Below are 12,138 nucleotides of genomic sequence, written 5' to 3' on the forward strand. Positions count from 1 at the left end.
CTCCATAAATAAATGTAGTGAGCAATCGTTAACTATAATTATAGTTAACAACTGCTCACTTGTCAAGAAGAGCACTAGGTTATCACATTGAAATGCCGAAAACAAAAACCAGCATCAAACAAATCCACATAAATACAATATGATTCGATTAATAAGTTATTTTTAAATTTTAATTGTAAAAAAGGGGTTGCCTTAAAATTGATTTTTTTCTAATCAAATTTTAAATTCAACTCCTTTTTGGATTTTTATATGTTATTTTTTATTCCAAATGCTCCTCTTTAAAGTGTCATACCTTTTGCATAATCGCAGCAATTTCCTCCCGCACCTTAAAATATCTTTTTTCTGGGATGGGAATCATTGTGCCTGTAACCATGGTAATTCTGTAGCGTTCCACAGAGACAATGAATTCACAGTTAACCAGATACCCCCTGTGTGGCCTACAAAAGATTTCCGGGAATAATAGCGCTACTTCGCCTATAAGCCGTTTAATCGTTACTATCTTGTCCACAAAATGAACGACTGTATACTTACCAATCGCTTCCGCATATACTACCATATTTGGATCAATATACTGTAGACCCATGTCGTTGCGCAGTTCTATTTTTTTGTACCACTTTTTCACACCACTTTCCGTCACCAGCTTTTGTACATAGCGATACGTTTGTACGCTGACCTTGAAAGGAAAGACCTCGTCATCCACCAACTCGTTCCACTCGTTTGATACATGCATATGTGTTATTTTTACACTCTTTTTTTCGCTGTACTGTCTAAAATGAATCGTCACTCTTTGATTGGCCGCTGCCACTTTATCAGCGTCCTGTTCGGTGTGACAGGAAAAACGCCCGACTACGATACTGCTGTCTTTTTCGGGCTGTAGCTCATAAAATTCAGTATTCTCCATCTCTATATTCGGCATGATAAATCCATCTTTGAAGTAACTTTTTACTGCCGCCTCACCAAACACGAACAAATTGCCTGGACCAATCCACATGACATCAGTATCCAATGCAGAAAAGAACGGCTCTGTGTTGAGGTGATAATATTCACGAAGCATATACTCAGTGTACTCCGCCACATTTTCCATTGTCAATTCCATTGAACACCCTCCTTCTGATTAAATATTTCAATTACTATTTTGTCGCAGATTAGATTTCTTTGCAAATAGTTTAAATATTTTTGCTACTTTGAAACTCGTAAGAAATGTCACTCATCATCTTTGGGGCAAGAAGATATCTTTCATAGAAGAATCCTCATTCCTACTGGAAGGCTTTTACAGTCTTTAGCTTGAATAGCCTCTATCGAATTCAATATCGTAATTATAATTTTGTTAAAAACAGAGTGTAGCTCACCCAAACCTCAAACGGGATACACTCTGTTTTTTTTGTTCCCGAACCTTGAAAGTATACTGTGTAACCAGATTCTTATCTAGTCCATTTTTATTTGATTCTATTTATTTAAAATTTCATCCAGAGATACATAAAAGAATTTTTTGAAATCCTCTGCACCTAAAATTTCATTGAAAGCTCGAAGTGTACTCTTCATTTCTTCTACAAAGACTTTACTCTTTTCTTCTTCGTCCATTTCTTCTAATAAATCTATACTTTTATTTTGCTGAGAAGCAACTTGAATCAATGAATTTGTCTTTTCTTTACTCAGATTACTTCCAAAGCAGTCTTCCAACATCACTTTGGTACGCTCTATAATCGCAATATCCAGTTGATGACCCTTGTCCTCTAAAGATATCAGTTTTTGAGTCAATGGATCGTCAGTTGAAGACATCAAAGTAGCGGCACTTACATTTTCTTCAAACTTCTCAGCAAGATACACTTCATCAAATTTAGAATAACAGGAATTTCTCCATTCAGTCCATCCATATCCGAATAAACCGAATTTCCAAATGCTATACTTGGAACACCAAACTTTATCAGCAGGAAAAACCTTTCCGGTAACTGACATCAGGCGATTCGTCATTTGATGGCATACACCATCCTTTAAGTAAACAATTCCACAATCGTCACTTGGTGTAATAAAATCATTATTAGCTCTTTTCGCATTAGGTTCACCGCAAGCAAGTATAATGGCGGCCTCCAAACTTCCATGTCCTGTTTCAATATACCTTGCCTCTGGTGCTGGAACACTGCCATGACAACCAAAACGATAAGTATCAGTATCAGCAACCCATTGTCCTGATGGTGTATAATGACCGACTGTTGCACATACTCCAGTGTGATCCATCATCCACTCCGCCACAGGGGCTTTTACTCCTTGTGCATAGACAGTAAATTCCGCTTGTGTGATACATTCTATACGTCTTTGATAGGCTCCTATTGCAGATAAAAATGAGTAATTAGGTAAAGTCTTACCACCTTCTATTGGTGATGCTGTCTTTCCAAATAGACACGCCAAAGCATACCCTTTGTCAAATTCAATTGTAAAAGGCTTCCCCTGAACTGTTCGCCCGTTCTGTTGATTTTTTATTCCGACGTCACGCCCCATATCAGTATGAAAAGTCAGATTGAAAATAAACGATTTATTCCAATACATTGCTATCATTCCTGTAATTTTAATAATATGTTCTCCAGGCAAAAATTCAAAGTGTGCTTCATTTCCGCGGTATTTTCCATGCATAGGAAAGTCAACCTGGGCATAACAAGTACCTATAAGATCAATAGCTTCTCCATAGCAAATAAAAATTGCATTAGGAAATGTACATCTGAGTTCCTCGTACTCACGGAAGTCATCAAATTCAATAGCGCCCGATGCCTTGGCATCAATTAAAACAGTTTTTCTCAAATTCAAATCTGGCATATAAAGTATCCTCCTTTTCTTTTTTATAATTTTATTAAATCCATCAATCAAATTCAATTGTTTGGAACAGATGACCTATTTGGCGGAATAAACAGCGAATATGGGGTCAGACAAATACAATTCAAATCAATTACGTGCGCCTCATTATCTGTTACACTTATAATGAAACTTATTTCTTAAAAATAAGCTAATCTACACAAGAAAGAAAGCTGTTACACATCAATTTATAATTGTTCATGCAACAGCTCCTTTTTATTTAGTTAATATGAAATATATTAATATTATTTTTTATATAGAATATGGTATTAAAAAAATGATTTTAGTCTACTTATTAGATATTCTTCACTCTCAATGCTTAAAGCTTTCAAATATATACAATAAGAGTTTTCATTCGTAAAAATTTCAATAATATTATCTTGTTTATCTATACCTACTATGTCTTTAAATTTGATATGATTTTTAGCATTTTTACCTCTAAAAATATACTTATTATCGATCAAAATATCATAATCTGTAATTGAAATATAAAGTTTATTTTTATATTTTATTAAAAATTTATATGTTTGTTCAAGATAAAAACCTGCAAGTAATAAGAATAAAAAAGTTACCTTAAATGCACATATTATCGAAAATATTATCACAAGAATACTTGTAATATAAATTTGTTTGAAATAACCCCTATCGTAATAATTTATCAGCATTGAAAATCACTCCTATTATTATCTTATTTACATTTCACTTAGTTAATATAAAATCCCAAATCAGAATCTGTATTTTCAACCATTTTAACTATTTTTTAATGTTGCACATTACATATTATACATTCATTATAACATATTTTTGCCAAGTTTTCTTTTCAAAATTATTGACAATAAAACTTGGCATGATATAATAAAGATACCAAGTAAACTTTGCATCTAAATAGGAGGTGCTTTAAATGAATAAAGAGGAAATTCTAAATAAAAGTCGCCAATCAAGGAAAGATGAAGGATTAGAGTATGTTGAAAATAAGGGACGAAAAATAGGTTATATTGCTTTTGCATGTGTATTTTTTTTCATTGTAATATTTAACGCCTTTATTGGCCAAAAAAGTTATGCAGTAGCAGCCTTGTTTTGGACATTTATTGTTGGTGAGAATATTGCAAAGTATCAATTTGCACATGAAAAAAAACATATTTTTCTCGCAACCTTTAGTTCAATTTTAACACTTCTTTCATTAATTAATTTTGTTTTGGCATCGTTGAGGTAAATATATGAATGATGAATTGGTATTAAAAAATCACTTAAAAGAAGAAAGAAAAGAAAAGAAATTATCGCAAAGTCAATTAGCTGAAATGGTTGGGGTATCGAGAAACACTATAAGTTCAATAGAGACAGGTCAGTTTAATCCGACTGCAAAATTAGCACTTATTTTGTGTATTGCTCTAGATAAAAAATTTGAAGATTTATTCTATTTTTGATGAATATAAAACTCCTATATAATTATCTTCTAAATTATATAGGAGTTTTATGTTGCTCTTCTTTAAACCATAAATATTTAAACTTATATCTACATTTTTATTAAACTTATTATATAATTTATTTTATAAATTATATATACACTTCTTTCTTGATTTATATTTCTATTTTTACTTTATATAAAAACAGAGTAGTTTGAAACTACTCTGTTTTCCATTTAGTTAATATAAAAGCATTATAACATGATAAATATTCATAAAAAGAAAATATGATTTAAAATTATATATATTTATCTTACTGATAATATGTTATTTTCTATACTAACTTAATTTTATTCATTCCCAAATAAAAATTCTATTTGTGCATCTATTCCTCCAGATGGATCAAATTCTATGTTTCCTTCATGATTTTTATCATCCACAGAAACACTTTTACCATTACTATCATACTCAAGTAGCGCTAATGCTTCTACTCCATATTCATTTGGATATGTTAAGAAATGTACTGTGTCACTAGTTTCACTATCATAAACATTTATTTTACCTACTGTATCTTCATTTGGCTCCACAACATCATATTTATAGCCTGTATTTTTAATTCTGCCCAGTATAGTATCAAAGGATATTTTATTTATATCATAGATACTTGGAATATATACAGCATTAAAAAATTGTGATGCTTCTATCTTTTCTTCTTGATTTTTTTGAGAATTATCTAAATTATCATTTTCCGAATTGCTTGGTATAGTACTGTCATAAGAATTTTCATATGACGAATTACTACTTTCACTGCTTGAATAATCTGTTTGATCTTCATTACCTGCAATATCTAAATCACTTTCTAGATCACTAGAACACGCTACTAGTCCTATTGAAACAATTAAACATAATAAAATCACTAATAGTTTTTTCATTTGCTTCTCCCTCTTAATTAATGTATTTAAATAAAACATATTACATCATTAAATCATTTTCATTACTCTATATCTTCTTGTTTTTATTATATAAAAAGCTATGAAAAATAGAGTTTCATTTCTATAGTTCATAGCTTTCCATCATTTCTACTTAAGTAGAGAAATATAAAACAATTTTACTCTAATTATCTTTTTTATTAATCTAGAAACCAGTTATTTCTGATAACTCATAAGATGCAATTTCTCCATCTGTATTCATTCCCATAGCTTTAAATTTCCAAGTACCATCTTTTTTAAGATCATTTATATTATCCATTGCAGTACCTAATTGGTTTCCATCTTTATCATATAAAGTAAATGTTACTTGTGCATATGATATATCATTACCACTGTTATTTTTAATAACGCCTTTTATATATGTTGCCATACTATCAGTTTCTGATGTTATATCTCCAACTATTTCATATTTTTCTTTCTTAGGTTCTTCTGGCTTATCTACACTAGCTGTTTTATTTGCTCCATCATCATTTCCTTTAGCAGTATCATCATTTCCACCACTTCCACTAGTACCAATAGCATATAATAAAACAAATACTACTACAACTATAAACCAACCTCTTTTATAAAATGGTTTTTTGTTTTTAGCCCCACAATTAGGACATGATTTAGCATTAGATGCTATCTCTTTTGAACATGCTTTACATTTGATCATCTTTGACATTTTAATTCCCCCTCTAATTATTTTATGATAACCTCAATCATATTATAGTATATATCTAATGTCTAAAGCTGTAATATCATGCTATTAAAGACTTTTTTTTAGGTATGTCTTATATATTTTGTTATATTTAATAGATGCTTGTCCTTAATTGACTTACTTTTGTACTGTTCTTTTTTAAACTTTATTATTTAGAAAATTTTATTATTTTTTTAAATTTTTCTGTATCCATATTTATCTAAATTATTTTTTTAAATCAAATCTTATTTACATAAAATTGGAAATTTTATAAATACTTATTTAGACATCTTTCGCGCTCACATAATTTTTAATGAAAAACATATAAAATCATTAGACATGTATATTCCTCACCACTTACATCATACTTAGGTACTATAAAACTATATTTTTAACATTTAGCTTTAAAAATATAAATTTTTTAAAATTTCTGTCCAGAAATCTATTTTATATACGTTATAGATGTGTAAAGGTTAATTTTAAAACCTTAAATTTTTATAGTTAGGAGGATTTACATGAAGAATAAAAAAAATACAATGGAAAAAACATAATCAGATAATAATAAAAAATTTGATGATTATATTTAAAATGTAAACATAATACAGAAGGGAAAACAAATGAATAAAATATTAAATTTAATTAATGAAATGTTTAAATCAACAATTACTATAATCTCTAATAAACACAAAGTAATAAAACAGTGTATTGCAACATCTCTTTGTCTTGCTATGATAGTTACAGTAATTCCTAGTAAAGTTTTTGCTGGTGAAAATGAAAGTAATCTGTATTCACAAAACGCAACAGAAAATATAAATATTGAAGGTATAAATTATACATACAAATATTATTATGATAGCAAGGGTCAAAGAAGTATTTTAATTACAGACACAACTAATTCTGTGTCAAACATATTGACATACAATGAGAAAAATTCAACTTTTTATTTAGATAATGAAAAATTAGGTGAAGTTAAAACAGTTTCTGAAAATGATCCTCAACTTGATAATTCTAATATTTTATCAAAACTTAATTGGAAACTTCAAGGCACTTATCATAATAAAATTTCTTGGTCAAAAGGAACAACAGTTGCTGTTGTAGCTGGTGCAATAGCAGTATATCTAGCTACTCTAGGTGCAGCTGGTGTAATAGCAGCTATGGGTTCAGGTGCTGTAAGTGTATTAGCAAGTAACGCTATTGGAGGAACATTGCATAGAACACTTTATCGTGCAACAACAGGATCAAAACAAAATTATAAATATAATTGGTCTTTTGTATCAAGTACTAATCAAAGATTTGGAACATACACTTACCAATATACTGTGTAACAAACATTATTTAAAGAAAAAATAACACTTTTATTAGGATTATAAAAATATGCTGCCTAAGAAACAGTTAAAAGCTGATTCTCAATATTGTATGAGAATCAGCCTTTTTAAACCTTTCTTTTAAGTGTTCTGAAAAAATTATAGAACATATATTGACCTAAACTTTTCTATCAAATAAATTTTGTGACTGAGATAGTAAAATTTTAGTTAAAATCAAATATATGAGATTAGTGTATAGGAGATGATATTTATGAAAAAGAATACATTAAAAATTGTAAATACATGTATGTATATAGTGGCAATTATTCTTTTGCTTTTAATCTGGTTTGTAGGAATAAAAAATATTTCAGTACAACCGATTTTAACGACTTTAGTTAAAGTATATATTTGTTTTACATTTGTAATTATAGCTATTAACTTACTAAAATACTTTCAGAAAAAATAACTAACTTTATTTGTACTAGTTTTTAAAGTTAGTCACTTTTTATATAAAATAAATACCCCTATAATCTGAATAAATAGATTGTAAGGGCATTTATTTTATAATCTTCAATTGATTAGAAATTAGAATAAATTATTAATAAGTTATTTTTAACTTTCTTTAAACATTATAAATAAATTTATTTATAAGTTATTCTATAAATTATAAGTACACTTTATATTTATACTAATTTTTATTCTGCTATTATTTTTATTAATATAAAAGCTATTGAAACTTCATTTTTTCTTTTAAATTTTCTACTTTTAAAAAATTATCTTGAATATTGGTTTTATTTTCTACTTTTATTTTCTTACATTCTTCTATACTACACATTATTTTTTTATATAATTGCTCTAAAGAATATGAGTCAGTTTGACTATCAAATGTTTTTAAATTATCATTAGACGTATTTACTGTATTCTTTATAAAAAAATCCTTTGTTGAGTCTTGCATACTATTCATTTCCATTGATAAAATTTCTTGTTTTTTTAGTCTTATTGAGTTTGTTAAACATCTCTTAAAAATGGGTAGTGTAATTATAAGAGAAGATGTTATTAATTCCATTAAATCAAAATTATAATTTTGAATTTGCTCCATTAGTGTTATGTTTTGTAATGATATATTTAGTGCTGTCCTTAAATCATAATTTTTTTGTTCTAAGAGCTCTTTATTATTTTTTAAAAATTCTACTCTTTCATAAGAATATGTCTCTCCTAATTCTAAAGACAATTCTTTATCTAAATTTTCTAAAATAATTTCACTTGCTATTATATAATTCTCCAAACTACTACAGTATTTAAAGTTTGATTCATACAACATATTCATACTTTTTAATTGCTCTCTTAAATCTATTTCATATCTTTTTAACCCTAAATAAATCTTTTCAACTTCACCAACTATCATTATAGATTTATTTATTTGTTTATCTAATTCACATTTATTTATTTTAAATATTTTCTTTAAAAAATGTGTTTCTTTAGTTTCCTTTAACTCATCAAAATTAAAATCTTCCATTACCTTATTTAATTTATTTAACATTTCATTTATATCATCTTCATAATAATTTTTCATTGAATATAGCAACTCATCAGATGTTTTCATAACACTCTCTGAAGATGTATTTCCAAATTCAAGTAGATCATCTGCATTATTTATATTTATTTCTTCTAATATAGCCTTTACTTTTTCATTTTTTCTCAAATCAAATTCATATTTATCGTTAAAATTTATTTTTTCCCTGCCTTTTTTAGATATACACTCATAGTCATCTTTTATTTTTTCTAAGCAACTCACTAAAATAACAACTCCTTAATAATCTCTCTAATGAGAAAATAAGTCTTCATCACTGATATACTTTTTCATATATCTATTTAATAATCTTTGAAACATTAACATTCGTGAAGTCTAGAATATTAATTATATATTATAATTTTGTATATTCTTTTAACATATCATTGTATTTTTTAATATCTTCTAATAACATCTCTTTTTCATCTAAAATCAGTTCTCTTTTAGAATCATTATCCATATTATAAATGCATTTTAAAAAATTAATTAGAGATATTTTTATTTCCTCATACATATCAATATCTTCTTTTTCAGTTTTAAAATATTCTTTTATCTTGTTGTATTCATTCAGAAATGAGTCAAGAACAATTGCATTTTCTACTACCATTTTGTGGTAAGGATTTTTAGTATCAGATAAAATACTTTCTATTAACTTGAACTCTTTCTTGTATTGTCTATTAATGTCTTCTTCTTTATCGTAAATAGACTTAATTACATTTAATAAATATTCAGTATGTTCTTTTTCAAATTCTCCTCTTAAATTAAAAAATAATCCCCAAATAGCCAATGCAAAAGCTACATATCCCAAAAATGGTATACAAAAAATAAAAAAGTATGACTTTGAACCCACTATATTTAATACATTATTATTTTCTTTTATAAAATTTAAAGACTTATTTTTAAACTTAAATTTACTTTGTATAAAAGCCATTAAAAAAACTAAAATAACCAATATAATCTGAATTATATATGCTTTAATTAATGCCCCAAAAGATCCATCCATTACTTTCCCCCCTTTTTTTAAGTTCCTCTTAGATAAAATACTATTATATATTTTACGATTTTTCAATAACACATCTTTTTTTGAATTATTAACCTTTCATTAACAAGATTGAGTGATTTAATTAAATATAACTTTATTATTATCCAATACATTATGTATTCCATTTTATTGCCATTTTAAGGTAGTTTGTCCTTATCATAAAGTAAATTATTGTATTTATTATTTAAAAGCGTTACAGACGTTTTAAAACTCTTTAAAAAGCCTTTCTAAATTTATTTGAGAAGTAAGTCTTTTATATAAGTTGTTTTTACAAGTAATGAGAATTTAAATGTTGTTTATATAACTTGATAATTTATAAAAGAAAGATATTTGTATTTTTTTATAAACAGTACAGAATAGAAAAGTATTTGTGTTTTCCCTTTTACTATTCTATTCTATTTTAAAAACATTTTATTTATTTTATATTTTATTATTTTAGGCGATTTGGACACATTGAAATTACTTATGTACAGAGGTCGAACGACGAGTGTTTGGGAATTTACGACGAGTGTTTGGGAGTTTAACAACGAGTGTTTGGGAATTTACGACGAGTATTTGGGAATTTAACGACGAGTATTTGGGAGTTTAACGACGAGTATTTGGGAGTTTAACGACGAGTGTTTGGGAATTTAACAACGAGTGTTTGGGAATTTAACAACGAGCATTTGGGAGTTTTTAATGACGAATGTTTGGGAATTTATGAATTTAAAATAAAAGTGTAAAAAATAAAATCTTTGTAGATATAAAAAATAAAAAATCTTATAAAACATTTAAATTTCAATATTTTGGTATATTTTAAGATAAACTTTTAATAATTAATTTCAAATAAATTATTTCAAAAAATGAATAAACGAGCATTTGGGAAACTAAAAACGAAAAATAATATATTTTTCGTGAAAAATAGGTTAATATATAACTGTAACTAAAAATGTATTATTGTTTTATCCAAGATAGGCGAAATACTCCATCCTCAACGTAAGTAGGGTGGAGATGCGAGCCTGAAATATGCTAACATAAACTAAAGGAGGTTAAGAAATGATACAGATGAAAGCTTTTAAATTTAGAATATATCCAAATCAAACTCAAAAAGAAATGATAGAAAAATCTTTTGGATGTTCAAGATTTGTGTATAATCACATGTTAGCACTTCAAAAAGAAAGATATGAAAAGGAAGGCAAATCACATTCAAAGTATGATTTAATTAAAAAACTTCCATCACTTAAAAAAGAATATGAATGGCTTAAAGAAGTTGATTCAACTAGCTTGCAAGCTACTATTGATGATTTAGATAATGCATATAAGAACTTCTTTAGAGAAATTAAAAAAGGTAATAAACAAGGTTTTCCAAAGTTCAAAAGTAAGAGAAATCTTAAAAGAAGTTTTGAAAGTAAGTGTGTAAATAATAATATAACTATCAAAAGTAATTTAATTAAGTTACCAAAATTGAAATGGATTAGGGCTAAAGTGACTCAAAATATAAATGGTAGAATATTAAATGCTACTGTATCAAAAACATCTACAAGTAAATATTTTGTTAGTATGTGTTGTGAGGTTGACATAAAACCATTAGAGGAATCTAATAAGTATATTGGCATAGATTTGGGATTAAAAGATTTTGCAATATGTTCTAATGGAAGCATATTTAAAAATCCTAAATGGTTAAAAAAAGCTAACTATAGATTGAAACTGGAACAAAGAAGATTATCAAAGATGAAGAAGTTTGGTAATAATTGGAATAAGCAAAGAATTAAAATAGCTAAGATACATGAAAGAATAGCTAATCAAAGAAAAGATTACTTACATCGAATATCAACTAAACTAATTAGAGAAAACCAAATAATTTGTTTAGAAGATTTGAAAGTAAGTAATATGATTAAGAATCATAAATTAGCAGGTGCAATAAGTGAGGCTAGTTGGTATGAATTTAGAAGATTACTTGAGTATAAAGCTATTTGGTATGGAAGATTAATCTCTGTAATAGGAAATACATATCCATCCAGTCAGTTATGTAGTGTATGTGGACATAGAAATAAAGATGTAAAAAACTTATCACTTAGAAAGTGGGTTTGTTCAGACTGTAATACACAGCATGACAGAGATATAAATGCCAGCATAAATATACTAAAAGAAGGATTAAGATTAGTGGGGATGGAACAGCCCTTAGAGCCTATGGATGCTTAGTACAAAAGTACTATCGAATAGGAATCTCCACATTCAAACGTTACCGAAGGTAGTTAAGGTGGAGTAGTTCAATAGAAATTAAAGAAGGAGGCATGTATTAACTTTTAGCTTAATACATTAAGATAT

General features: G+C 27.3%; 12 protein-coding genes. 5 read left to right on the top strand and 7 right to left on the bottom strand.

The window, feature by feature from the left end; genetic code table 11:
* Positions 1-286 precede the first annotated feature (286 nt).
* The 3 genes from ACTG44_RS21315 to ACTG44_RS21325 all read right to left on the bottom strand — a co-directional run bounded on the left by ACTG44_RS21315 (position 287) and on the right by ACTG44_RS21325 (position 3,449).
* A complete protein-coding gene (locus ACTG44_RS21315) occupies positions 287-1,096 on the bottom strand; it encodes a LytR/AlgR family response regulator transcription factor (RefSeq protein WP_227831822.1) in 810 nt (269 codons plus the stop codon).
* Positions 1,097-1,446: 350 nt separating this feature from the next.
* A complete protein-coding gene (locus ACTG44_RS21320) occupies positions 1,447-2,808 on the bottom strand; it encodes a jacalin-like lectin (RefSeq protein ID WP_227831823.1) in 1,362 nt (453 codons plus the stop codon).
* 305 nt (positions 2,809-3,113) lie between these two features.
* A complete protein-coding gene (locus tag ACTG44_RS21325; protein ID WP_479921763.1) occupies positions 3,114-3,449 on the bottom strand; it encodes a hypothetical protein in 336 nt (111 codons plus the stop codon).
* Between the two features lie 296 nt (positions 3,450-3,745).
* On the opposite strand from ACTG44_RS21325, the gene ACTG44_RS21330 reads away from it, so the two are divergent.
* Both ACTG44_RS21330 and ACTG44_RS21335 read left to right on the top strand, forming a co-directional pair.
* Positions 3,746-4,057, top strand: a complete 312-nt coding sequence (locus tag ACTG44_RS21330; RefSeq protein WP_479921764.1) for a DUF6442 family protein — start codon at positions 3,746-3,748, stop codon at positions 4,055-4,057.
* A gap of 4 nt (positions 4,058-4,061) precedes the next feature.
* Positions 4,062-4,268, top strand: a complete 207-nt coding sequence (locus ACTG44_RS21335) for a helix-turn-helix transcriptional regulator (RefSeq protein ID WP_479921765.1) — start codon at positions 4,062-4,064, stop codon at positions 4,266-4,268.
* 329 nt (positions 4,269-4,597) lie between these two features.
* Here ACTG44_RS21335 and ACTG44_RS21340 read toward each other — a convergent pair whose 3' ends face one another.
* Together ACTG44_RS21340 and ACTG44_RS21345 are read right to left on the bottom strand one after the other, a co-directional pair.
* Positions 4,598-5,179 (bottom strand): hypothetical protein, encoded by a 582-nt coding sequence (locus tag ACTG44_RS21340; RefSeq protein ID WP_479921766.1) that lies wholly within the window; start codon positions 5,177-5,179, stop codon positions 4,598-4,600.
* A 202-nt stretch (positions 5,180-5,381) separates the two neighbouring features.
* Positions 5,382-5,900, bottom strand: a complete 519-nt coding sequence (locus ACTG44_RS21345; RefSeq protein WP_169470178.1) for an FxLYD domain-containing protein — start codon at positions 5,898-5,900, stop codon at positions 5,382-5,384.
* 632 nt (positions 5,901-6,532) lie between these two features.
* Here ACTG44_RS21345 and ACTG44_RS21350 point away from each other — a divergent pair.
* Positions 6,533-7,240 (top strand): hypothetical protein, encoded by a 708-nt coding sequence (locus ACTG44_RS21350; protein ID WP_479921767.1) that lies wholly within the window; start codon positions 6,533-6,535, stop codon positions 7,238-7,240.
* Positions 7,241-7,490: 250 nt separating this feature from the next.
* Positions 7,491-7,685 carry a hypothetical protein gene (locus ACTG44_RS21355; protein ID WP_169470177.1) on the top strand — a complete coding sequence of 65 codons (195 nt, stop codon included), beginning with the start codon at positions 7,491-7,493 and terminating at the stop codon, positions 7,683-7,685.
* Between the two features lie 261 nt (positions 7,686-7,946).
* Here ACTG44_RS21355 and ACTG44_RS21360 read toward each other — a convergent pair whose 3' ends face one another.
* Together ACTG44_RS21360 and ACTG44_RS21365 are read right to left on the bottom strand one after the other, a co-directional pair.
* Positions 7,947-9,014, bottom strand: a complete 1,068-nt coding sequence (locus ACTG44_RS21360; protein WP_223195730.1) for a toxic anion resistance protein — start codon at positions 9,012-9,014, stop codon at positions 7,947-7,949.
* Positions 9,015-9,144: 130 nt separating this feature from the next.
* Positions 9,145-9,792 carry a hypothetical protein gene (locus ACTG44_RS21365; protein ID WP_169470175.1) on the bottom strand — a complete coding sequence of 216 codons (648 nt, stop codon included), beginning with the start codon at positions 9,790-9,792 and terminating at the stop codon, positions 9,145-9,147.
* Positions 9,793-10,866: 1,074 nt separating this feature from the next.
* Between ACTG44_RS21365 and tnpB the strand changes: the two genes are divergently transcribed.
* Positions 10,867-12,012: an IS200/IS605 family element RNA-guided endonuclease TnpB gene (gene tnpB / locus ACTG44_RS21370; RefSeq protein ID WP_074179526.1), complete on the top strand. Its 1,146-nt coding sequence runs from the start codon at positions 10,867-10,869 to the stop codon at positions 12,010-12,012.
* Positions 12,013-12,138 lie beyond the last annotated feature (126 nt).

Source organism: Clostridioides sp. LIBA-2809, from assembly GCF_056688965.1.